Source organism: Nitrosomonas supralitoralis (assembly GCF_003011925.2).
GTDB lineage: Bacteria > Pseudomonadota > Gammaproteobacteria > Burkholderiales > Nitrosomonadaceae > Nitrosomonas > Nitrosomonas supralitoralis.
The window spans coordinates 21,537-43,553 of sequence record NZ_PXXU01000006.1 but is presented as its reverse complement, the minus strand read 5'-3'; the positions used below and the strand labels follow the sequence as shown (position 1 = coordinate 43,553).

The following is a 22,017-nucleotide window of genomic DNA, read 5'->3' as shown; positions in this document are numbered from 1 at the left end:
GAAATATACCGCATTATTCCCATTTCCCCGGGTTAGTTGCGGACCACTCGGTAGTTAGCCGTTAATCGGCATTCACCGCCAGGAGTCACTTCCACCACATTATTCGCGGCATTCGTGGTTTCAACGCAAAGCAAGCGTTGATAGTCGGCGTCATCCAGATCGGCCATTTCCTTGGAAATTTTTTCCCATGGATTCCAAACCACTGCGGTTTTGCTACCTTGTGAAGTAATCTGGATACGGCGACTCAGCGCACTATCATCGATCGTTATGGTATTCCCGACATCCAGATAAATGCGATCGACTTCGGATTCGATAGTCACTGCTCCCGATTGCTGCTTTTGCGCATTACCGCCTGCCTTGTCGATATATTCACAACCTTCCAGGCCAAGCACTTTGGTTCGCGCAATATCACCTACTTTGAAGTAAGTATGAAACGCTTGCGTAATTGAGAAAGTTTCTTTGCCGGCGTTGCGCGTGACCAGGGACAGATTCAGCGCATCACCAATAATAATTTCTTGCAGCAGACTAAAGGATTGCGGCCAGATCGCGCGCGTTTCTGGCGTGTCCACCAGACCCAGTTTGACCTTGATATCGCCATTGCTCATAGCTTCGGTTGCCACGACATTCCACGCACGATTGCGCACAAAGCCATGACCTGGACGGCCCTTGCCTTCCGGATCGGCGCCAAACCATGGCCAGCAAACTGGCGCACCGCCTTTAATCGCTTTGCCGTCCTGGTAATATGCTTTTTCACTCAGAAACATGAGATCTTCCGGCTCGCCGACTGGCTGATACGACAACACTTGTCCCGCATGAATTGAAATCAGCGCTCTGGCTTTGGCGCTATTCACCTGAATCATCGGCAAACCGCCCTTACCATCGACAAATTCAAGTTGACCTGCGATTTTGTAATTTGCGTTAAGTTGTTCAATAGTCATAATTTTCCTTATTAAATTTTTGGTTATTCTGCTTATTATGCTTTGATAGGGATCACCCTGCTGGCCGCGAGTTTAGCACGGCTTCGGGCTTCGTCTACATTAGCGCCATTCGCCAGTGCGACGCCCATGCGCCGGTGCTTGAATGATTCTGGTTTGCCGAACAAACGCAAATCACTGTGCGGTACGCTGAGTGCTTCAACCACGCCTGAGAATGCAATACCTTGCGCTTCCAATTGACCATAAATCACTGCACTGGCACCTGGTGCGAGCAAAGTTGTATCCACCGACAACCCCAAGATAGCGCGTGCATGCAAATCAAATTCACTTTGCTTCTGGCTGCACATGGTTACCATGCCGGTATCATGCGGCCGTGGACTTACTTCGCTGAACCAGACATCATCACCTTTGATGAACAACTCCACACCGAAAACACCTAAACCGCCCAGATCATCAGTGATTATCTTAGCAATCTCACGTGCACGTTCCAATGCCAGCGGTGACATTCCCTGCGGTTGCCAGCTCTCAACATAGTCACCCCGCACCTGCAAATGACCTATCGCTTCACAGAAATGTATTTTTACTTCACCTCCGGCATCCAAAGCACGTACTGTCAGTTGCGTAATTTCGTAGTCAAATTGAATCACACCCTCGACAATTACCCGCCCTTGATTCACCCGGCTGCCACTCGCAGCGTAATTCCATGCTGTTTCAACTTCATCTGAATTTTCGATACGCGATTGTCCTTTGCCCGAGGACGACATCACCGGTTTTACGATACAGGGATAACCGATCTTGGCATCAATTGCTGCGCGCAATTGATCCAGACTATTGGCAAATGCATAAGGTGAAGTTGGTAAACCTAATGTTTCGGCTGCCAGACAGCGAATCCCCTCACGATTCATCGTGAGTTTAGCAGCACGTGCGGTCGGAATCACCGTTGCAATCCCCGCCTGCTCGATTTCAACCAACATATCGGTTGCAATGGCTTCAATTTCCGGCACAATGATATCAGGGCGCTCCTGCTCAATCAGCGCGCGCAGTGCTTGACCATCCGCCATATTGATCACATGCGCACGATGCGCAACCTGATGCCCCGGCGCATCGGCATAGCGGTCTACCGCAATGGTTTCGACACCGAAACGCTGCAATGCAACAATCACTTCTTTACCAAGCTCACCACTGCCCAGCAGCATGACTTTGGTCGCTGACGGACTCAGCGGTGTGCCGATAACTGATCGTTTATTCATCATATGTTTTCCTTAGTTACTTTGCTTTTCTTTTCATATCTTGTTGCTCTAACGCCCACTGCACATGTTCACGCACCACAGCTGAAGCATCATCCACCCGTGCTTGAAGCGCTTGAACGATTTCCAGCGAATACGGCGCATTTCCCAAACCGACCGCGATATTACGCAACCACTGCACATGACCAATACGACGTATTGCACTGCCAGCCAATTTAGTTTCAAATGTCTCTTGATCCCAGCCAAACAATTCAATCAGCGACACATCATCCAGCCCATTGCGCACATGAAAATCATTTTCATTCGTTATTTTGGCAAATTTATTCCATGGGCATATCAACTGACAATCATCGCAACCATAAATGCGATTGCCAATCAATGGGCGTAACGATTCGGGAATACTGTCTTTCAATTCGATGGTCAAGTAAGAAATGCAGCGCCGTGCATCAACTTCATACGGTGCAACAATTGCTTGTGTCGGGCATATATCAATACATCGGGTACAACTGCCACAATAATTTTCAGTTTCCTCATCGACAGGCAGCGGAAGGTCAGCATACATTTCACCGAGAAAGAACATCGAGCCCGCCTGACGCGACAACAACAAAGTATGCTTTCCGCGCCAGCCCAGTCCAGATTTCTGCGCCCACGCCACCTCCATCACAGGTGCACTATCGGAAAAAACCCGATAATTAAATGGCCCTATTTCCGCTATAATTTTATCTGCCAATTTTTGCAACCGGGAACGCAGAACCTTATGGTAATCACGCCCCAGCGCATAGCGTGAAATAAATGCTTGCTCTCCCGAATGGATTACATCCCAGCTATTTCTGACTGCAGGTGGTGCATAATTGATACACACCGAAATAACCCGTAGTGTGCCTGGTTCAAGTTCGGCAGGACGAGTACGCTTGGTACCATGTTTTGCCATATAATCCATGTCACCGTGATATCCTTTGTCCAACCATGCGAACAAACCAGATTCGGTAGCGGTAACATCCGCATTGGCATCGGCGATACGGATATCATGAAAACCCAATTCCTTGCCCCATGCTTTGATGGCAATTGCCAAGGCTGCATAATCTGATATTTTATTTGTTGAGGTATTTTCTTGCATAGCATTCATTCGACAGATGCTGAATCAGCACAAAACCTTACACGCTATCTTGCCGATGAAGAAGAAACTCTGAAATTCGGCAAAAAATTAGCAGCTTGCCTGCATTCTGGTTTGATAATTCATCTGTTTGGCAACCTAGGCGCTGGCAAAACCACATTAACGCGAGGTATTCTACATGGCCTTGGATATTCGCATATCGTAAAAAGTCCTACATATAATTTAGTTGAAATCTACAAAATCTCTGGGTTATACTTGTATCACTTTGATTTTTATCGATTCAATGATTATTCTGAATGGGAAGAAGCAGGTTTCCGCGATTATTTTAATTCAGATTCGATCTGTTTGGTGGAATGGCCTGAAAAAGCAGGGAATCTATTGCCAAAAGCTGATCTACAGTGCTTTCTCAACATGTTTGATTCGGGCAGAAATATTGAAATCAGAAGCAGTACAGAAACAGGAAAACAATGCTTGATACATTGGAATACAGAAAAAAATATCTGATTGCTCATTTTAGCAACTCCAGCAATGCTACCGCGAAACATCGATTTCTGACGCCCCTGTTACTAATCCTTTTTTGCTTCTGGATATTGCTGAGCCAATCCGTTCTGGCTGCAGATGCCATAATTCAATCCGTTCGCGTTGGATTAACACCTGACTATACACGCATTACACTTGAATCCGACCGGCCGCTTGAATATGAACTTAGCATGCTGGAAAACCCACATCGCGTAGTTATTGATTTAAACAATACTAAGCTTAATCCGATACTGCATACTTTACCGCAGAAAGTGGATGCTATCGATCCTTTTGTGCAAAACATTCGTATTGGTCAGTTTACACCGCATGTTATCCGGCTGGTATTCGATCTAAAAGCACACGTCGTACCGCGCACATTCGTTGTACCACCCAAGGAAAATTCAACTTATCGATTAATATTGGATATTTATAACCCGGATAAAGCAGCCAGAACCGATCTTAACGCTCGGGCTGATCTAGCTGCCAATGCTGATTCTGAAACGGATGTTTTGGATGAGTTGGTTGTCTCATTAATACAGGGTAGCAATCAACCAAAGCCCAACTCAGCGCAGCAGATTCTCCAACATCAACCAAGACTCCAACTTCAGCCATCGAATCCGGTCAAGCATTCAGGCAGTTTTCAAGCAGCAAAAAACCGCAAACCCAGCACGACCCCTCAAAAAATCATGGTACCGCGAATTATCATCGTTGCAATTGACCCCGGTCACGGTGGCAAGGATCCTGGGGCGGTCGGTCAACAGGGCACATACGAAAAAGATGTCACGTTGGCAATAGCCAGGAGACTCAAGGAAAAGATTGATAAAGAACCCAATATGAGAGCTGTTTTAACACGCGATGGAGATTATTACATTTCGCTTCCGCAACGACGGATTAATGCACGACGTGCCAACGCTGACTTGTTCGTATCAATACATGCAGATGCTAACCCTAAATCACATGCTCATGGTTCTTCAGTATTTACTTTGTCTGAACATGGCGCAACTTCAACCACAGCCAGTTGGCTCGCTAACCAGGAAAACAGCGTCGATGGCGATTTGATGGGAGGAATTGACATCACATCAAAATCAAAAGACATCAAAGAACTGTTACTTGATTTGTCACTCAATGCCGCCATCAGCGACAGTGTCAAACTGGCTGATTATGTTCTAAATCAACTTGGCAATATCAATCACTTACATAAAAGAAATGTAGAACAGGCAGGTTTTGCAGTACTCAAATCACCGGATATTCCTTCAATTCTGGTGGAAACAGCTTTCCTCAGCAATCCTAAAGAAGAAGTAAAATTACGCAGTGGAAATTATCAAAACCAAATGGCAGATGCGATGTTTTTAGGGATCAAGAAATATTTTGCTGATAATCCGGCATTAGCCCGCACGGCGGTTGCACAAACACAGTAAACTTGCTGGGCCACAGACAGAAAGGTGAAAAATCTGGCGAACCCGCTCTGATATAACCATATACAATAGCATCTTCTGTTATATACAGATCACAATAAGCACGGCCAATCTAAGATAAGCAGTTCTGTCTGTAAATATTATAGATTTACCTCTGTCGGTTTTAAACATGCCTGGTATGCCTGTCAATAAGACCAAACCTAAATTAATATCTGTAAATCATGCTCATAAAACGATGAATCACTGGTATCAGCTCTGTACTAAAGATGGCTCTCCTCACATTATTTTGACGGGTAGTTATACTTTGGTGGCATTGAATACCTTGTTAAAATCCCTTGAGGATGAATTGTCACGACAAGCTGAAAATCAGAATCTTTCTTGGGATTTGACTGGCATTGAACAGATCGACACTGCTGGCATCCTCATGCTTTGGAGTGCATGGAAAACAAAGCGTCCCGAACATTTACAGTTACGTCCCGAACATGAAAAGATGTTTGAACGGTTAGAACATCTCCCCACTCTTCAATTAGAAACCAAACAACGGGACTTACTATGGCCGATCACTACGTTAGGAAAACCAGCGCTAGCTTTATGGCAACATGCGGTAGGCCTGATTGCAATGGTTGGTCAGCTAATACTTGATGTGGCTTACTTAATCCGGCATCCTGCCTATATTCCTTGGCGCGAAATCTCCGCGAATTTATATAGAACAGGTGCTCAAGCACTGGGCATCACTGCATTAGTTGGTTTTCTGATCGGTATTGTATTGAGTTATCTCTCCTCCAAACAATTGCAATTATTTGGCGCCGACATTTTTATTGTCAATATTTTGGGAATCAGTATTATCCGCGAACTAGGCCCAATGCTGGCGGCGATACTGGTAGCGGGCCGTTCTGGCTCATCCATGACCGCACAACTCGGTGTCATGCGTGTAACCCAGGAGCTGGATGCTTTAACTGTAATGGGCATTTCTCATAGTCAACGATTAATTTTACCCAAAGTTTTGGGCCTTGGTATTGCAATGCCGTTGCTGGTACTGTGGACCAGTGCAGTAGCATTACTGGGCGGAATGGTCGCAGCCGAGATACAGTTGGGCTTACACTATCATTATTTCATTACTTCACTGCCAGATTCTGTGCCGATAGGGAATCTGTGGTTAGGATTAGGAAAAGGAATTGTAAGCGGAATGGTAATAGCCTTGATTGCATGCCATTTTGGCCTAAGAATTAAACCGAACACTGAAAGTCTTGGTGAAGGAACCACTTCCTCTGTCGTCACCGCCATCACCATGGTCATTATCATAGATGCGATTTTTGCAGTGTTATTCTCTGACGTGGGGATCGCCTAGATTAATGAACAAGCCGGAATGTATCATTGAGATTGAATCACTATCTACTCGCTTTGGGAATCATATTGTCCATCGCGATATTAATTTAGACGTGTATCGTGGCGAGATACTGACTTTGATCGGCGGCTCAGGGAGTGGAAAAACGACATTGCTGCGACAAATGCTGGGACTGGAAAGACCTTCCCAGGGAAAAGTAAGAGTCTTTGGCAACTCTTTAGATAACATCCGCTCCAATATTCAAGAAAAAAATGTACGCGGCCATTGCGGCGTTCTTTTTCAACAAGGAGCGTTATTTAGTGCATTGACTGTATTCGATAATGTTGCTCTACCTTTACGTGAATTGCATGCGCTCAGTGAAGACATGATTCGTGATTTGGTAATGGTTAAGCTCAATATGGTGGCGATAGAACCAAAACATGCCAATAAGATGCCATCAGCCTTATCCGGAGGAATGATCAAGCGCGTCGCTTTAGCTCGTGCACTGGCATTAGACCCAGAACTATTATTTCTCGACGAACCTACTGCCGGACTGGATCCTGAGCTAAGTCAAAGTTTCGTGGAGCTGATTCTTGCTTTGCGAAGTGAAATGAATCTTACAATTGTTATGGTTACCCATGACCTTGATACACTCGTTGCATTATCAGATCGCATCGCTGTCCTGGCAGATCAGCAAGTTATCATAACGGGAACCTTGGATGAGATACGCCGCTTCCAACACCCATTTATTACCAGTTTTTTTAAAACCATACAACATAAAATTGAGCAAAAAAATCACTCGGAGCAAACATGGAAAACCGTGCCCATGCCCTCATAGCCGGCATCTTTGTTATTATATTAAGTATTTCTGTGGCCTTAGTTGCTATGTGGTTCAGTGGCAACAACACCAAGCGTACAGATTATCTCGTGGTAACCAAGGAATCGGTAAGCGGGCTTAGCCCTCAATCTGCCGTACACTATCGCGGCGTTAATATTGGCAAAGTGGAAAAGATTGAATTTGATCCCGATAATCCACACCAGATACTCATCCATATTGCAGTGAACGAGAATGTTACCCTGAGAAAAAGTATTTATGCACAATTAGGGTACCAGGGTGTCACAGGACTCGCTTATATTCAGCTAAATGATGATGGCGTTGATAATGAGATACTCAGCGAAGATCGCATTCCGATGCGCCGATCACTGCTGGATGAAGTGACGGGCTCCGGACAGGATTTACTCAGCAATGTCAACCAGTTAGTGTTGAAAATGCACCAATTGTTAAACGAACAAAATCAAAATCATGTTTCGCAAATTTTGCAGAATATCGATATAGCCACCAAAAATTTTGATGGCATTGCTGGTCACTTACAACCGGTATTAAAATCATTTACTGAATTAACCATAGAATCAGGTACCTTAGTTAAGCGCCTGGATCATCTCCTGGGTGAACTCAGTCTTACGGTGTCCAATGCCAACCAAAAAGAAGGTATTTTCGATAGCTTGTCGCAAAGTACCCAGGAGCTCGCAACTACAATTCCTGAGCTGCGAAAATTGAGTCTCAGCATAGCTCGTAATTCTCATAATCTGGATAAAGTACTCCACCAATTAGAAGAAAACCCGCAAAGCTTAATATTTGGCCGGACCTCTTCACCTCCTGGTCCGGGTGAAGCTGGCTTTACTCCACCCCAAAGGAAATAAACCATGAAGAAAATGCTATTGTTGATCCTTATTATTTTCTTTCTTACGGGATGCTCTATATTGCACAAACCTCAATCTACAATATCGACCTACAATTTTGGTATACAGCATTCACCTCTGTCTGAGCAATTATCAAAACAACCGCAACCATACCGAAGAAGTCTGTTAGTTTCCGATGCGACAGCACCCACCTGGCTGGATAATACCGCGATTCATTACCGATTGCTGTATCACAATTCTGCACAATCGCATGCCTACGCCAATAGCCGCTGGATAGCGGCACCTGCTACGCTGCTTACTCAACAGATACGAAACCGCATCGTTACCAATACGCATGAGCAAGTCATAATTGACAGCAGCGCAGCAAAAGCTGATTATTCGTTGCAAATCGAATTGGACGAATTTACCCAGCTGTTTGACACTACAAACTCTAGTCATGTTGTTGTTAGCATTCGTGTTAGCTTAATTGAACGTAGTTCACGGAAACTACTTGCTCAAAAAGACTTCAGCGCTAAAGAAAACGCTCCCTCAGCTGATGCCGCAGGCGCGGTATTTGCTCTAAGCTCTGCCAGTAATAAGTTAATTGATGAATTAGTAAGCTGGCTGACCTTAGAATTGCCTCTCGCTTAACCTTACTACGGCTGACAATATTAATCACAAGTTTGATTAATTTGTTATTCGCTTATGATAGTATCCGGTAAATTCTCACTAAAGGTTTATCCATGCGTTTAATCTGTACCGTGATCCTATTAGCTTATGCTTTAAGTGCATGTGGTCTTAAAGGGCCGCTTTATCTTCCTCAGACTGATGAAGCTAGTCGCGCAACTCCAGATGAAATTGAAAGAAAATGAGTGGTTTTTCTAAATTTGTCTACTACAACGATGAGCTCTTCGTCGAATCAGTACCTCTAAAGGAAATAGCTGAGGAATTCGGAACGCCGTGCTATGTCTATTCTCGGTCAGCATTGACTGAGGCTTATAAAGAATTCGATGCGGCATTCACAAATCGTGATCATTTAATTTGTTTTGCAGTAAAAGCCAATTCAAATATTGCCATACTCAATCTGTTCGCTCAACTTGGCAGCGGCTTCGATATCGTATCAGGCGGAGAATTGCAGCGTGTTATTAAAGCAGGTGGAGATCCGGGTAAAACGGTCTTTTCCGGCGTTGGTAAAACTTTGTTTGAAATGCGCATGGCGCTAGACGCCAATATCTTATGTTTCAATGTAGAATCTGAGATTGAATTAATTTCTTTAAATCATATTGCTAAAGAAATGAACAAAATTGCACCTGTCAGTCTACGTGTAAATCCAGATGTCGATGCAAAAACACACCCATACATTTCCACCGGCCTCAAAGAAAATAAATTTGGTATTCCAACCAGTGAAGCTGAAAGGATCTATCATTCCGCGCACTTATATTCAAATATTCGGTTTGTTGGTTTAGATTGTCACATTGGTTCGCAGCTTACAAAACTAGAACCTTTTATGCAGGCCAGTAAAAAAATGCTCAACTTACTTAAAACTCTGCAGGCGCAGAATCTAGAAATTGATCATCTGGATTTAGGTGGAGGATTAGGTATTCGCTATAACGATGAAATTTTGCCATCAATTAGTGATTATGTTTCCGCACTTTGTACCAGCACGCATCAATTAAAACAACGTCTTTTAATTGAACCGGGTCGCTCGTTGGTTGGCAATGCAGGCATCCTTCTGACGCGCATTGAGTATCTAAAACATACCCCTGCGCGTAACTTTGCCATTGTCGATGCAGCCATGAACGATCTGATGCGCCCGGCACTTTATAATGCCTATCATGAAATTTTACCCGTTAATAAAAATTCCGGAGAAATCAAAAATTATCAGATCGTTGGACCCGTATGTGAAACGGGTGATTTTTTAGGTCATGATCGTAATCTCGGTCTGAATAATGGTGACCTTCTGGCCATCATGTCAGCCGGTGCGTATGGTATGAGCATGAGCTCGAATTACAATTCGAGACCGCGCGCTGCTGAAATTATGGTGGATAAAAATACTTCCCATATTATCCGGCAACGTGAAACAATTGATCAGTTATTTTCTAACGAGCACACTTTATCTTACTGAGCAGCATGAATCAGGAGATACAATTAATTGAAATAATACGTTGTATTGCTTTATGATAATTTCGTAATGACAAGTCACTCCCGTATCAAAGATAAGCAATATCAAGACCACATCCTACAGGGCGTCTCGCGTACTTTTGCACTAACCATCCCACAATTACCGGAAGCTTTACGCTGCGTCATAGGTAATGCATATCTACTTTGCCGAATCACTGACACAATTGAAGATGATAATGCTCTGACGATAGATCAAACTCGACAGCTATCGGACATGTTTGCGGAGGTGGTATGCGGAAATGCATCCGCCGATGCATTTGCAAAAAAATTGAGCCCTCTTCTTTCTGTCCAAACCATTCCTGCAGAACATGATTTAATTAAAAACACACCTGCAGTTATTCGCATCACGCACGGTTTTAATCTCGCGCAACGTAAGGCATTGGAACGATGTGTAAGAATCATGGCACGAGGTATGGCAGATTATCAGGAAACCGAATCTTTGGAAGGACTCAAAGATTTATCCGCCATGAATCAGTATTGTTACTACGTCGCAGGTGTTGTCGGCGAAATGTTAACAGAATTATTCTGTGATTACTCAGCTGAAATCAATGCACACAAGGCCACTTTGATGAAGCTTGCAGTATCATTTGGACAGGGTTTACAAATGACAAATATTCTTAAAGATATATGGGATGACCGTGCACGTGGTGCATGCTGGCTGCCACAAGATATCTTTCTAAAAAATGGATTCGATCTCAAAAAGTTACAGCCAGGCATGAGTGATGACAAATTTCAAGCTGGATTGGCAGAGCTATTGGGGGTTGCCAAAGGGCATTTACTTAACGCTCTGGTCTACACTAGCCTGATACCCCCAAACGAAAAAGGCATCCGCCGATTTTGTTTATGGGCAATTGGCATGGCCATCCTGACTCTGAATAAAATTAATCAACACCGGAATTTTTCTGAAGGAGCGCAAGTGAAGATCAGTCGCCGCAGCGTTAAAGCGACCATCGTAACAACTAGTTTGTTTGCCAGTCACAACTGGATACTTGCGCTATTATTCAAGTATACTTCCAGAAACCTTCCCGAAGCTAGTTCACACGAAGCAGCGCTGTCAGAAATTAGCTGAACAATTACATTATCATGAAATCATTGGTTACAGGCGCGACTGGATTTCTTGGCTCTGCGGTTATGCGCTGTTTGCTAACAGCTGGCCATGACGTCCGGGTTTTGGTTAGGCCAGAAAGTGACCGAAGGAATCTAAAGAATTTTGTGGTCGAAATTTCCGAAGGTGATCTACGTGACCATAAATCCCTTCAACGTGCAGTTCATGGTTGCGACAATCTTTTCCACGTTGCGGCCGATTATCGTCTCTGGGTTCCTGATCCAGAAACCATGTATGACATCAACATCAATGGTACTCGCGCGCTCATCATAGCCGCTCATCAGGAAGGTATTAAGCGCATCGTATATACTAGCAGTGTTGCAGCGCTGGGTCTGAACCCTGATGGATCACCGGCCAACGAAGAAACTCCATCCGATATTTCTGCGATTACCGGATACTATAAACGCTCCAAATATTTCGCCGAACAAATGGTGAAACAATTAACCGATGAGCACCATTTACCCTTAACCATTGTTAATCCTTCGGCTCCGATAGGCCCTGGAGATATTCGCCCTACCCCAACCGGACGCATTATAGTGGATACACTCATGGGGCGCATGCCTGCTTATGTGAATACCGGACTCAACGTTGCTCATGTCGATGACATTGCATATGGCCACTTACTAGCATATCAGCATGGGAAACAAGGGGAACGCTACATTTTGGGTGGCGATGACATGACTCTACTGCAAATCCTGCAAACCATTGATGTAATTAATGGAACAAAAATAAATCGCATCAACTTACCTATCAGTGTAATGCTACCTATGGCATGGTGTATGGAAAAAATTGCACAATTTACACACTCTGAGCCTCGTGCAACACTGGATAGCATTCGTATGGCCAGAAAACTTATGTTCTTCTCCAGTAAAAAAGCACAACATGAATTAGGTTATCAATACCGCCCAGCATTTGAAGCAATTAGAGATGCAATTCTCTGGTTCAAAGAAAATGGCTACAGCAACTGACAACTCCCCAATTTATAAAAGTTTTTTTGCAGTTAACCCCTTGGATGTTACTGTTGATTAATATCACGCAAATAGCAATTGGTCAGTGATTTTATTGATGAAAACAACATAAAAATGACATAGACAAGAGACGATTCCAACTATCACAAGCAAGCTCCTACAAACGCACTTAACTTATTACACCCTAATTATATAGATATAGTGTTGCACTTCTTTTCAACAAATCATGCCGTCACCAACTCAACTTCTAATTCTGATTCTGATTGAATTTAGATACCTCAATCTAAATTTATAGTAACAATCTCTGTGACAGAATTTATTTTCCAAATCTTAACTAAACTTTCAAAACCATTTGTCGTAAAAACACCGACAATATGAGTATCAAGCGAAGCCATTTGATTAGTCAGCTATGAATAGGTGCTTCAAAAAATTTACAAAATATAGCCATTAACGGAGAAATATATGCCCGACAAAAATTTAAAATTTTTGGTAGTAGATGATTTTTCTACTATGCGTAGAATCGTTCGCAATCTTTTGAAAGAACTTGGGTTTGTCAATGTTGACGAAGCTGAAGACGGCGCAGTTGCGTTGCGTAAGCTGCAAGATGGCAACTTTGACTTTATTGTATCCGATTGGAATATGCCCAATATGGATGGATTAACCATGCTTCAGAAGGTACGCGCCAATTCTGCGTTAAAAGATATTCCCGTTCTTATGGTCACTGCTGAAGCAAAAAAAGAGAATATTGTTGCTGCTGCTCAAGCCGGTGCAAGTGGTTATATTGTTAAACCATTCACTGCCGCCGTGCTCGAGGAAAAACTAAATAAAATTTTCCAGAATATGGAAGCCAAGTTGGCTGCGAAAGCATAATATTTCTTTTTATAACAAACTGATGGATACAATATGAATACTAAGCATCATATGAAAGTAAAGGCTAGTGAAACTGATCAAGCTCCACCTCAAAAAAATTCTAAAAAATCGTTTCAAATGGCTGATATACCAAAGGTGTCCAAAAATAATGTCAATGAAGAGCAAGAACTAATAGTAACCGACAAGAAAGTTATTGATCAAATCGGATTGTTAACACGAAATTTGCACGATAGTTTGCGCGAGTTGGGATATGACAAACGGCTTCAGTCAATTGCCCTCGAAGTTCCAGAAACTCAAAACAAGCTTACTTATGTGGCCGCCAAAACAGAACAAGCTGCTGAACGCACACTCAGTGCCACTGAGATTGCAATGCCGATTCAAGAAAAACTTTCAAACGATGCAATCCATCTAGCCAAACAATGGAAGCAAGCTCTCGAAACACAACAAGCAAATCCAGATACGGAAATATTTAAAACATTGCTTATTGATACACTGCAATACCTTGACAAGGTACCGGAACATACTAATGCAACCAACACACAATTGCTTGAAATTATGATGGCTCAAGATTTCCAAGATCTTACAGGTCAGGTAATCAAAAAAGTCATACAAATGGTACAAAGTCTGGAGAAAGATCTAATTGATCTTTTGCTTGCCAATGTGCCTGCCAAGAAGGCTCCCGCAGATGATGAAGGGCTCATGAATGGCCCAGTTACTAATCCCGAGAAAAGAAAAGATGTCGTATGTAATCAAAACCAGGTTGATGATTTATTGGCTAGCCTTGGCTTCTAAGTAGTGCGCCAGAATCCTTGCCTGACCACTCCAATTGAGAAAATATCAATCTGCTACGTTCTGCTCGACACCGTCAGCAGAACGCCATGATATTTTTATACTGAATGAGTTAACTTAACAAATTTGTACCTGAAGGTTAAGTTAAGACAAGCAACAAACAACAAACAACAATCTGATCATTACTGGCTAGCTGTAAGTAATTCTGAATTAGTTCACAACAAATCATAATTGGCGCTATAACATGACCATAGCGACTTGCCTCATTGGTTTAGTAATATAATTTATGCAAAGCATGACTGATTGCAGTGCCTTCAAAATTGAAGGGCGGCTTGCCATGCCATTAAAACACCAATTATTGGGTAAACGCACTAAATAATTTGCAATTAAGGCTATTAATGCGTGATCGCTCAATCAATTATTACAATGACTACATCAGTAATCCACGGCAACAAGCACAGCGGTATCGTCAAGCAACGTTGGCTGATATAATTTTCACCATTTCTTCTAAATGAATAGAAATTACTATGTCTATCATTTCAAAATTTTCATCCCATAAATTTCTATTCTTAATTTTGACTGGAGTCTTGGTTTCCTTTATTGCATTCGGCATGCTGTTTCGCGCAAGTTCACAAGGTGACTCAGCCGACACCTATCCTAAAGGTTTTCGCGGTGGCGCCTGTACCATCGAAACCGAAAACCTAATCATTGGTTATTCAGGATACTACCTCCCAGCAGATTTTGAATCGCCTGAAAATACCTTACGGTCGCCCTATGTTCCTGTTCAATGTGGAAATGTACCCGAGCCTGCAACATTGAATATCTCGATTGACTTGCTGTATCCAGAATCAGCACGGGATTATTTGTTAGCTCAACGCTTAGTTAAGGTAGACGCTATTGATAATAATCAGAAAGAACAAAAAATACTATCGATATCCGCTCAACAACATCCATCAGGTGTAATTACCCAGGCCTTCAAGCTGAACGAACCAGGGCAATATATTTTATATTTGGAAGGAAAAAACATTAAAAATACAAATATTCAAGTGAAGATTCCCATAAAAGTCGGATCAGATTGGAAAGATCACTTTAAAAAACTTTTCTCAACATTCCTAAGAAAAGATTAGTGGTCCCATAAAATGTCCTGTATCGCTATCGAGCGGCAAACAATTTAAATCTAAAAGAGAGAAATTCTTGCTACACCTAAAAATTTGGCTTTGCATGTCGTTATAACTAATGTAAAAGTTCAGGAGAGATTGTATGGACATAACAGGTATAGCAAAAATAGCAACTGAAATGGCGGACTTCGGTACCAAGCAAACAGTAGGCATTGCAGTTCTTAAAAAGACGATAGAAATTAACGCTGCGGGAGCTCTCGCTTTAATTGAAGCCATACCTGACATTACTCAGCTTGCACAAAATCTACCCGCACATCTGGGTAGAAATATCAATACTACAGCCTAGTTTCTCATTTATTAGTTGACATTAAATATATAAAGCTGCATTACTAGCTTACTAAATTAACTCATTGCGCAGGAATAATTCCTTAAAGTTAAAGTTGATCCTTCCAAAGGAGATATCTTGCTGGTTTCAAAGCACAGTTACAACACAACTTAAGTAGCAGAAGCAACTTATTCCAAGAAAAATTAGAACACTCACAAGCCGATGTAACTTGCATCGATATTTGAGTATCTCACATCTGAATCCTCTAGCTTTGGATCAAGAAAATAGTATTAAAGTCTCCATTTCGCTTAATAAATTCTTTAGCAATCCAGTTGCCACGCAGTGGGATTGCCTTATTTAATGGTTTCCATTAAGAAAAAACAATGGTTTCCTTAGTAGGCGCATAGTGTCGACTGTATTAAGATTGAGTCATGCCTTACTGTCAGGAATGAATTATCAGAGCGCACAATGAATATGTGATATATCTAAGTGAATGTTGTGTCTGTCGATAAATTTGATGTCGGTACTTCATTATCATTGTTACTTATACCGATTCAGCACTCTCATAAAAAGCCTGTAACCTCCCATACACATATCTCATTGGCATATCGATTTACCGGGAGATGAGAGAAGTAGTTTCATAGAATCGAGGAGATAAAAGAACTAAAAGATGTTCTGAATAAGTTGATTATATTCTCGGCTCGACAGTCTCGCAGAAAACGTAATCAATAAACTATCGTTCGCCCCAAGTTTGTCAAGAAACTTAATCAGAATTTCCTAATGATATTTGACGATTTTCTTTTTTGGAGACAATAATGAATGATTTAATCGTAATGAAAAGATTCGAAATCGTTGTAAAATTAGAACATCATGATCCGTTAACTGAACTGCTAAAAAGATCCGGAATACTCGGATACACAGTGATGAAGAGCGCAGGAGGTCTGGGAGCACCAGGCATACGAAACCCCGATGATTTACTACTACCCGATGAAAATACTGTAACAGTTTTTATTTGCAATGAAGATCTAGCACAAAAAATGCTTGACGAATTGCGACCTGCAATGAAAGATTTCGGTGGAATATGCTTGATTACAGATTGCCACGCGCAAACGCATTCAAATTATCAAGGACGTACTCTACAAATATCCGAATAGTAATTTGACTACAATAAAAATACTGCTGCTACTTAAAAAAACAATAGGCTGCAGAACCCGATGACGGGCACTCGGCGTTAATGCCGCTATTTTCTAGGCATGGGGAAGTGTTTTTTCTTTGCTTTATATTTAGCGGCAGTTTTTCAACAACTCATGAAGATGAGGGTATCAATGAAACATTTTTATTCAAATGCGCTCAGTCCGGCAATAGTTTTGCAACAATTGCCGACAGGTGAGTACTGGAAGACAATCAAGCGCCAGATGTCTTGCCTTACTCATGAAAGTCGCGCAAAGTAACCTCAGAATGGACCGGTTATTTCAAACGTTACGCCATCCTCACTTTTTCCAGTTTTACCACGCTGTGAGCTGAAATACAAACATGATCCATCAGGACTTAGAGCGGGGCCGGCTATTTCTGACCGCTCATGGCCAACCACTTGTAATAAAGGCAGAACGTTTCCTCCAGATAGCACCACAATTTGCATATTACCGCCATCCTCAGCCACCAGCAATTCACCTGCGGTATTGCCTGTAATGTTATCCACCCCAGTTAATACCGGTGAGTGATATAATCCCGCATCATAGAAAATACTTAGGCGCTGCTGTTGTACGTCATATGCCCACACACGATCATCCCCTTTGGTCGTAAAATAAACAATACCTTGGTGATACCATATACCTTCACCGCCATCAAAAGCGGTTCTAGCAGGAACTTGCCTGCGTGTCGGCATGGTGGTTGCTGACGGATCGGCCAGAGCATGCCAACGGACTGCCCCATTACTGCCTTCAATTACCTCGGCAACCTCAAGAATACCGTCATCCAGATTGGGATTACCGGCAATATCAAATGAACGTGCAATATAGCGATAGAAACAGCCATTTGATTGATCTTCGGTCAGATATAGCCGTTTGTCGCGGGTATCCACCGCCACCGCTTCATGCTTGAACAAGCCCAGAGAGCTTCTAACTTGTGCAGGTTTGTGACCGAATGGATCGCATTCCCACACCTGCCCATTATCGGTTTCTTCACATGATAACCACGTTTGCCATGGCGTTTGTCCGCCTGCACAGTTAAGGTTGGTTTGACTCAGAATCGAATATGCATCAACCAGTTCTCCTCGTGCATTGAAACGTAATGCCCCTACCCCACCCGCCTGGTTTTCCAGCTCACTATTGGAGACATAAACCCATCCACCTTCCGGAGAAGTAAAGGTAGCACCGCCATCAGGTGCTGCGTGCCAAGTATAGCCAAAAAGGTTTTGACCCGAATGGGCCACGATACGAGACGTAAACCCTGCAGGTAAACGAACTCCATTATGATCCGGCGGTAAAAGCTCACCGCGTGCAACTAGCGATAATGATAAAGCAGCAGCTTTAACTGGTGAGGGTAGCAAAATGTTACCGACAAACGCACCCAAGCTCATGATTCCAAACTTCAATAGCTTACGACGATTCAGATCTGATGTTTTCATCCTACTTGTACCTTATGCAGCGAATCTCATGATAGACTCAAAGTTATATGATGCGAGATAGTTTACAATGCTGAGTCGTTTCATATTTATTGGATGAAAGTAGCAGACAATGATTCAAATATTAAAACCAATTGTATCGCTTCTAATGTTTTTAATTGTGCTGTTTTTTGTCAACACGCTGCTCACAATCACAACCAGCTTTGCAAGCTGGCATAACACGATTCTTTCATTAGCCTGCGCATCGCTGGCCGCTTGGTTTACTTGGAAACTGGTTACTGGGGAAGAAACACACACCCTCATTGCCGTCATCGGGGGCGCGTTAATTCTTGGTGGGGTATTTTTTACACTCGTTTTTTTAGCGCCGATGTTTATCGCCAAAGATACCAGCCAGGGCCCCATGATCGGAATCTTTATTGCTGCACCAATAGGGGTGATTTTGGGAGCGATCGGAGGATATGTTTATGCTTCGAAGAGAAAGGTAAAAATGGAAGATTAATACTACTTACTCATTGAGTAATCATTATATAGCCAATGACTATTTATTTTCGCGGCTCATTATCTCCTGATTACTTTCATCTGAATATGCATGGAAAAATCAGTAAATTCTTATCAATTCAAATTTATCAAGCAGCATTGGTAAACTATGTGACTTGCTCATTAATGACTCCAATCTCTTCGACAGTCGTATCGGCTTCGCCCGGATCGATACCGAAGAATGACCCATTTCTGCTCAGTAATCGCAGACAGGCCGTTGAAAAACGTTTTAGAGGCAGGTGATACAAGGCAAAAATAGGCGGATAAGCGCGCTTATGCATAATAAATCAGCATTTTGAGCCTGTTGTTAACACCGTAGCAGCCACGCAGATAGTTTTTCAACGGCCTGCCAAGTCAGGTAGCATCACTAATTGTAAAAATCATAACTGGTGAACCAAATATGGAAGAATCTGACAGCAGGATGATACGTGCAAAAATCTGTGGATCTTTGCGACGAGTTTGAGTAATTGAGTTTCGCCTTCGTCAGTACCCAATGCTAATTCAAGCATTTTCTTTTGCAATAATCGGGATGTCAGGCAGTATATGAACATGCTCAACGAATTGCTTTAAAATTAATTTAGCATTCTTATAAACAGTCAGAGCGATGGTTGATTTTAATGCTTTATGATTACATTACATCCCCAAAACTGGGTAACACCTATGGTTTATTTTAGAAATCAGGAGGGATAGGTATATATTGTCCGGTATTATGGAAATTTTAGGAATTACGATAATTAACACTTCAATTTGTGTTCATATCATCTGCGGCAGGGATGCAAGCATAACTTAAAGAAAGACTCTTCATTGGATGTCTGACAAAACGCAAAATAAAACTCAGATCTTTAATAACTTTCTCGGAAAGAACCGCAATGTTAGCCTATTAAGCTTCAGTTTATGAATAATGCAGCTCATCTCCAGAATTTTTTGCAAAGCAGACGGCTCATTTTTTTTCTTGCCATTCTCATCGGCATTTGTTTATTAATGATGGGATTTTATGCTGATCACCTGCATTCACGTAACCTCGAACGCGAAAAACGTGATTCGGTTTTTAACCGATTAAGTCTGTTGCGCACAAACCTGGAAAGTAAAATTACCAGCAATACTCAACTGGTGCAGGGTCTGGCAGCATCCTTCTCTGTTGAGCCGGATTTATCGGTAGAAAAATTTACCCAATTAGCACGGTATTTGTTTAATGATGGGGCGCAGTTACGCAATATTAGTGCTTCCCCTGATTTGATAATACGTTATATGTATCCGATTAAAGGTAATGAAGCGGCGGTTGGTTTCAATTTCCGAAAACACCCTCAGCAGCTCGAATCAGTCCGACGCGCAAGAGATAGCGGGAATCTTATTATTGCCGGACCGGTAAATTTGGTTCAGGGCGGACAGGGATTTATTGCACGAATTCCGCTATTTCTCGAAAATACTGCAGCAAAGAAGAGAGCTTTCTGGGGTATAATTTCAGCCGTGATTGATGTGAACCAGCTATTCCAGGCAAGCGGTTTACTGGATTCTGCAAAAGAATTAGATATTGCGATCCGTGGAAAAGATGGTTTAGGTGAAGCGGGTGAAGTGTTTTTTGGCGATGATCAAATATTTGAACAGCACCCCGTATTGCTGGATATTTCTCTACCGAATGGCTTTTGGCAGATAGCTGCCATTCCGAAAGGAGGATGGGTTAACACAAACTATGATAGTGCAATTTTTCGTTTGGGCTTGATACTGACAGGTATTTTGATGTTGTTGCCGATCATTCTGATCGGAAAAATCCAATTAAAGAAACGCGATAGTGAAGCCCGGCTTGAAGCGCTGTTTGTAATGTCGCCTATCGGCATTGCCTTGAATGAATTTGAAACCGGAAAATTTATCGAAGCCAATGATGCACTGTTGGCGCCGACCGGTTACTCGCGAGAGGAGTTATTAAGTCTTACATATTGGGACATTACGCCAGCAGACTACATAAAACAGGAAGCTCAACAACGTGAGAGCATGCAAATAAAAGGTAGATTTGGTCCTTATAAAAGAGAATATATTCGCAAGAATGGCAGTCGCTATCCGGTCCAGCTAAACGGAATTATGATTCACGATACTTCGGGTCGAAAATTAATCTGGTCGATGGTTGAAGATATTACCGAACGCAAAGCTGTTGAACAGGCGCTCATTAAGGCCCGATATGAAGCCGAACGGGCAAGTAAGGCAAAATCCGAATTTCTTTCCCACATGAGTCATGAATTGCGGACACCGATGAATGCGATTCTTGGTTTTAGTCAATTACTTGAACTAGAGAGCTTTGATGATCGGCATCTGAAATACATCAAAGAAATCAAGTCGGCGGGCATTCATTTACTAGCATTGATTGACGAAGTGCTTGATTCAGCAAAGATTGAGTCGGGACGCATTGATTTGCGACTGGAGTGGGTTGAGATTGATTCTATTTTAGAGGAGTGCATCAGCTTGGTAAAAATACAAGCCGATCAGCAAAATATCAAACTGACACAAAGTGGTACGACGGATAAAGTATTATATACAGATCGAGTCCGTTTCAAACAAATCGCTCTTAATTTGATTAACAATGCGATTAAATACAATCGCCAAGGAGGCTGGGTTCATATCGAACTCGGTGAATCCGATCATCCAGGGTACTTGAAAATAATTGTTACCGATTCAGGAATCGGTATTGCTGCCAATAGAATGAAAGAATTGTTTCAACCGTTTAATCGTCTTGATGCTGCAGGAAGCACTATTGAAGGTACAGGAATAGGATTGTCGCTTACGCGTCAAATTATTGAATTGATGGGTGGTCACGTCGGTGCAGAAAGTGAACTGGGAATTGGAAGTACTTTTTGGTTTGAATTGCCGATGGAGGGGGCTAATGATCAGGCTACCACAACCAATAATACCACCCAGAAATCATTGCCTGAGTTAGAACAAGTCTCCGATAGCTCGGATCATTATGTCAAAAAAGATTAGATCATTCAGTCAGTTTATTTTATATAACAACTTGTCATAAAAATTAATCCGTATAATCGAATATGACTAAAAGCTAACCAACTTAAGGTTTCTGAGTAATGACTTATTGAGGCCAGCACTTACTAATAAATTTACCAGTTCAGTCGTAAGTCACAATCAGATTTCCATGCGGCATAAAAATTCATAATGGGTAAATAGCCTTGTGCAGAGATAGATCAATAGTTTTGGTTTTGGTTTTGGTTTTGCCTATCGGCTGATCCGCTTTAAGAATACTTAAATCCATTCCAGTTATACTGC

22 protein-coding genes are annotated in these 22,017 nt (G+C 42.3%); 17 read left to right on the top strand and 5 right to left on the bottom strand.

All coding sequences use genetic code 11. The annotated features are described in order from the left end of the window. Window positions 1-32 precede the first annotated feature (32 nt). Genes C7H79_RS03095 through queG form a run of 3 tightly spaced genes read right to left on the bottom strand, consistent with a single transcriptional unit; the run spans window position 33 to window position 3,299 of the window. Entirely contained in the window at window positions 33-938 is a 906-nt protein-coding gene (locus C7H79_RS03095) for a D-hexose-6-phosphate mutarotase (RefSeq protein WP_106705834.1), read from the bottom strand. 35 nt (window positions 939-973) lie between these two features. Beyond that, on the bottom strand, window positions 974-2,185 hold the full coding sequence (purT, locus tag C7H79_RS03090) for a formate-dependent phosphoribosylglycinamide formyltransferase (protein ID WP_106705833.1): 1,212 nt from the start codon (window positions 2,183-2,185) through the stop codon (window positions 974-976). Between the two features lie 16 nt (window positions 2,186-2,201). Next, complete coding sequence (queG, locus tag C7H79_RS03085; RefSeq protein ID WP_106705897.1) at window positions 2,202-3,299, bottom strand: tRNA epoxyqueuosine(34) reductase QueG; 1,098 nt, start codon at window positions 3,297-3,299, stop codon at window positions 2,202-2,204. Between queG and tsaE the strand changes: the two genes are divergently transcribed. The 15 genes from tsaE to C7H79_RS03010 all read left to right on the top strand — a co-directional run bounded on the left by tsaE (window position 3,294) and on the right by C7H79_RS03010 (window position 16,744). Continuing rightward, the gene (gene tsaE, locus C7H79_RS03080; protein WP_106705832.1) at window positions 3,294-3,800 is read left to right on the top strand and encodes a tRNA (adenosine(37)-N6)-threonylcarbamoyltransferase complex ATPase subunit type 1 TsaE; all 507 of its coding nucleotides are present in this window, start codon (window positions 3,294-3,296) and stop codon (window positions 3,798-3,800) included. The genes queG and tsaE overlap by 6 nt on opposite strands. Continuing rightward, window positions 3,764-5,233 (top strand): N-acetylmuramoyl-L-alanine amidase, encoded by a 1,470-nt coding sequence (locus C7H79_RS03075; protein WP_106705831.1) that lies wholly within the window; start codon window positions 3,764-3,766, stop codon window positions 5,231-5,233. Before tsaE ends, C7H79_RS03075 begins: the two co-directional genes overlap by 37 nt. A 232-nt stretch (window positions 5,234-5,465) precedes the next feature. Then, the gene (locus C7H79_RS03070; protein ID WP_106705896.1) at window positions 5,466-6,578 is read left to right on the top strand and encodes an MlaE family ABC transporter permease; all 1,113 of its coding nucleotides are present in this window, start codon (window positions 5,466-5,468) and stop codon (window positions 6,576-6,578) included. A gap of 4 nt (window positions 6,579-6,582) precedes the next feature. Continuing rightward, window positions 6,583-7,392 carry an ABC transporter ATP-binding protein gene (locus tag C7H79_RS03065; RefSeq protein WP_106705830.1) on the top strand — a complete coding sequence of 270 codons (810 nt, stop codon included), beginning with the start codon at window positions 6,583-6,585 and terminating at the stop codon, window positions 7,390-7,392. Next, window positions 7,365-8,255: an MlaD family protein gene (locus C7H79_RS03060; protein WP_106705829.1), complete on the top strand. Its 891-nt coding sequence runs from the start codon at window positions 7,365-7,367 to the stop codon at window positions 8,253-8,255. The genes C7H79_RS03065 and C7H79_RS03060 overlap by 28 nt, the downstream gene beginning before the upstream one ends. Window positions 8,256-8,258: 3 nt before the next feature. Then, window positions 8,259-8,885 (top strand): ABC-type transport auxiliary lipoprotein family protein, encoded by a 627-nt coding sequence (locus C7H79_RS03055; RefSeq protein WP_106705828.1) that lies wholly within the window; start codon window positions 8,259-8,261, stop codon window positions 8,883-8,885. A gap of 92 nt (window positions 8,886-8,977) precedes the next feature. Further along, complete coding sequence (gene lptM, locus C7H79_RS03050; RefSeq protein ID WP_106705827.1) at window positions 8,978-9,106, top strand: LPS translocon maturation chaperone LptM; 129 nt, start codon at window positions 8,978-8,980, stop codon at window positions 9,104-9,106. Then, window positions 9,103-10,359, top strand: coding sequence for a diaminopimelate decarboxylase (gene lysA, locus C7H79_RS03045; protein WP_106705826.1), 1,257 nt, complete (start codon window positions 9,103-9,105; stop codon window positions 10,357-10,359). The genes lptM and lysA overlap by 4 nt, the downstream gene beginning before the upstream one ends. Before the next feature lie 66 nt (window positions 10,360-10,425). Continuing rightward, on the top strand, window positions 10,426-11,484 hold the full coding sequence (locus C7H79_RS03040) for a phytoene/squalene synthase family protein (protein WP_106705825.1): 1,059 nt from the start codon (window positions 10,426-10,428) through the stop codon (window positions 11,482-11,484). A 14-nt stretch (window positions 11,485-11,498) separates the two neighbouring features. After that, window positions 11,499-12,488, top strand: coding sequence for a hopanoid-associated sugar epimerase (gene hpnA / locus C7H79_RS03035; RefSeq protein WP_106705824.1), 990 nt, complete (start codon window positions 11,499-11,501; stop codon window positions 12,486-12,488). A 462-nt stretch (window positions 12,489-12,950) separates the two neighbouring features. Continuing rightward, the gene (gene cheY / locus C7H79_RS03030; protein WP_106705823.1) at window positions 12,951-13,358 is read left to right on the top strand and encodes a chemotaxis response regulator CheY; all 408 of its coding nucleotides are present in this window, start codon (window positions 12,951-12,953) and stop codon (window positions 13,356-13,358) included. Between the two features lie 33 nt (window positions 13,359-13,391). Further along, window positions 13,392-14,150, top strand: a complete 759-nt coding sequence (locus C7H79_RS03025) for a protein phosphatase CheZ (protein WP_106705822.1) — start codon at window positions 13,392-13,394, stop codon at window positions 14,148-14,150. Window positions 14,151-14,758: 608 nt separating this feature from the next. Next, on the top strand, window positions 14,759-15,274 hold the full coding sequence (locus tag C7H79_RS03020) for a hypothetical protein (RefSeq protein WP_242447111.1): 516 nt from the start codon (window positions 14,759-14,761) through the stop codon (window positions 15,272-15,274). Window positions 15,275-15,407: 133 nt separating this feature from the next. After that, window positions 15,408-15,611 (top strand): YjfB family protein, encoded by a 204-nt coding sequence (locus C7H79_RS03015; protein ID WP_106705820.1) that lies wholly within the window; start codon window positions 15,408-15,410, stop codon window positions 15,609-15,611. A 794-nt stretch (window positions 15,612-16,405) separates the two neighbouring features. Beyond that, window positions 16,406-16,744, top strand: a complete 339-nt coding sequence (locus C7H79_RS03010; RefSeq protein WP_106705819.1) for a P-II family nitrogen regulator — start codon at window positions 16,406-16,408, stop codon at window positions 16,742-16,744. 299 nt (window positions 16,745-17,043) lie between these two features. On the opposite strand, the gene C7H79_RS03000 is transcribed toward C7H79_RS03010, so the two are convergent. Further along, a complete protein-coding gene (locus C7H79_RS03000; RefSeq protein ID WP_106705817.1) occupies window positions 17,044-18,216 on the bottom strand; it encodes an alkaline phosphatase PhoX in 1,173 nt (390 codons plus the stop codon). Between the two features lie 109 nt (window positions 18,217-18,325). Between C7H79_RS03000 and C7H79_RS02995 the strand changes: the two genes are divergently transcribed. Further along, window positions 18,326-18,712, top strand: a complete 387-nt coding sequence (locus C7H79_RS02995; protein WP_106705816.1) for a multidrug ABC transporter permease — start codon at window positions 18,326-18,328, stop codon at window positions 18,710-18,712. A gap of 145 nt (window positions 18,713-18,857) precedes the next feature. Here C7H79_RS02995 and C7H79_RS17845 read toward each other — a convergent pair whose 3' ends face one another. After that, a complete protein-coding gene (locus tag C7H79_RS17845) occupies window positions 18,858-19,031 on the bottom strand; it encodes a hypothetical protein (protein ID WP_172592336.1) in 174 nt (57 codons plus the stop codon). Between the two features lie 613 nt (window positions 19,032-19,644). Here C7H79_RS17845 and C7H79_RS02990 point away from each other — a divergent pair. Then, a complete protein-coding gene (locus tag C7H79_RS02990) occupies window positions 19,645-21,720 on the top strand; it encodes an ATP-binding protein (protein ID WP_106705815.1) in 2,076 nt (691 codons plus the stop codon). Window positions 21,721-22,017 lie beyond the last annotated feature (297 nt).

Excerpts from the sequence above, each read along its gene's own strand:
- C7H79_RS03075 (WP_106705831.1), top strand. The coding sequence starts at position 3,764 with ATGCTTGATACATTGGAATACAGAAAAAAATATCTGATTGCTCATTTT.
- C7H79_RS03065 (WP_106705830.1), top strand. The coding sequence starts at position 6,583 with ATGAACAAGCCGGAATGTATCATTGAGATTGAATCACTATCTACTCGC.
- purT (WP_106705833.1), bottom strand. The coding sequence starts at position 2,185 with ATGAATAAACGATCAGTTATCGGCACACCGCTGAGTCCGTCAGCGACC.
- C7H79_RS02990 (WP_106705815.1), top strand. The coding sequence starts at position 19,645 with ATGAATAATGCAGCTCATCTCCAGAATTTTTTGCAAAGCAGACGGCTC.
- C7H79_RS03055 (WP_106705828.1), top strand. The coding sequence starts at position 8,259 with ATGAAGAAAATGCTATTGTTGATCCTTATTATTTTCTTTCTTACGGGA.
- C7H79_RS03060 (WP_106705829.1), top strand. The coding sequence starts at position 7,365 with ATGGAAAACCGTGCCCATGCCCTCATAGCCGGCATCTTTGTTATTATA.
- lptM (WP_106705827.1), top strand. The coding sequence starts at position 8,978 with ATGCGTTTAATCTGTACCGTGATCCTATTAGCTTATGCTTTAAGTGCA.
- lysA (WP_106705826.1), top strand. The coding sequence starts at position 9,103 with ATGAGTGGTTTTTCTAAATTTGTCTACTACAACGATGAGCTCTTCGTC.
- C7H79_RS17845 (WP_172592336.1), bottom strand. The coding sequence starts at position 19,031 with ATGCATAAGCGCGCTTATCCGCCTATTTTTGCCTTGTATCACCTGCCT.
- C7H79_RS03070 (WP_106705896.1), top strand. The coding sequence starts at position 5,466 with ATGAATCACTGGTATCAGCTCTGTACTAAAGATGGCTCTCCTCACATT.
- cheY (WP_106705823.1), top strand. The coding sequence starts at position 12,951 with ATGCCCGACAAAAATTTAAAATTTTTGGTAGTAGATGATTTTTCTACT.
- C7H79_RS03020 (WP_242447111.1), top strand. The coding sequence starts at position 14,759 with ATGCTGTTTCGCGCAAGTTCACAAGGTGACTCAGCCGACACCTATCCT.
- C7H79_RS03010 (WP_106705819.1), top strand. The coding sequence starts at position 16,406 with ATGAATGATTTAATCGTAATGAAAAGATTCGAAATCGTTGTAAAATTA.
- hpnA (WP_106705824.1), top strand. The coding sequence starts at position 11,499 with ATGAAATCATTGGTTACAGGCGCGACTGGATTTCTTGGCTCTGCGGTT.
- C7H79_RS03015 (WP_106705820.1), top strand. The coding sequence starts at position 15,408 with ATGGACATAACAGGTATAGCAAAAATAGCAACTGAAATGGCGGACTTC.
- C7H79_RS02995 (WP_106705816.1), top strand. The coding sequence starts at position 18,326 with ATGATTCAAATATTAAAACCAATTGTATCGCTTCTAATGTTTTTAATT.
- C7H79_RS03095 (WP_106705834.1), bottom strand. The coding sequence starts at position 938 with ATGACTATTGAACAACTTAACGCAAATTACAAAATCGCAGGTCAACTT.
- C7H79_RS03025 (WP_106705822.1), top strand. The coding sequence starts at position 13,392 with ATGAATACTAAGCATCATATGAAAGTAAAGGCTAGTGAAACTGATCAA.
- queG (WP_106705897.1), bottom strand. The coding sequence starts at position 3,299 with ATGCAAGAAAATACCTCAACAAATAAAATATCAGATTATGCAGCCTTG.
- C7H79_RS03000 (WP_106705817.1), bottom strand. The coding sequence starts at position 18,216 with ATGAAAACATCAGATCTGAATCGTCGTAAGCTATTGAAGTTTGGAATC.
- C7H79_RS03040 (WP_106705825.1), top strand. The coding sequence starts at position 10,426 with ATGACAAGTCACTCCCGTATCAAAGATAAGCAATATCAAGACCACATC.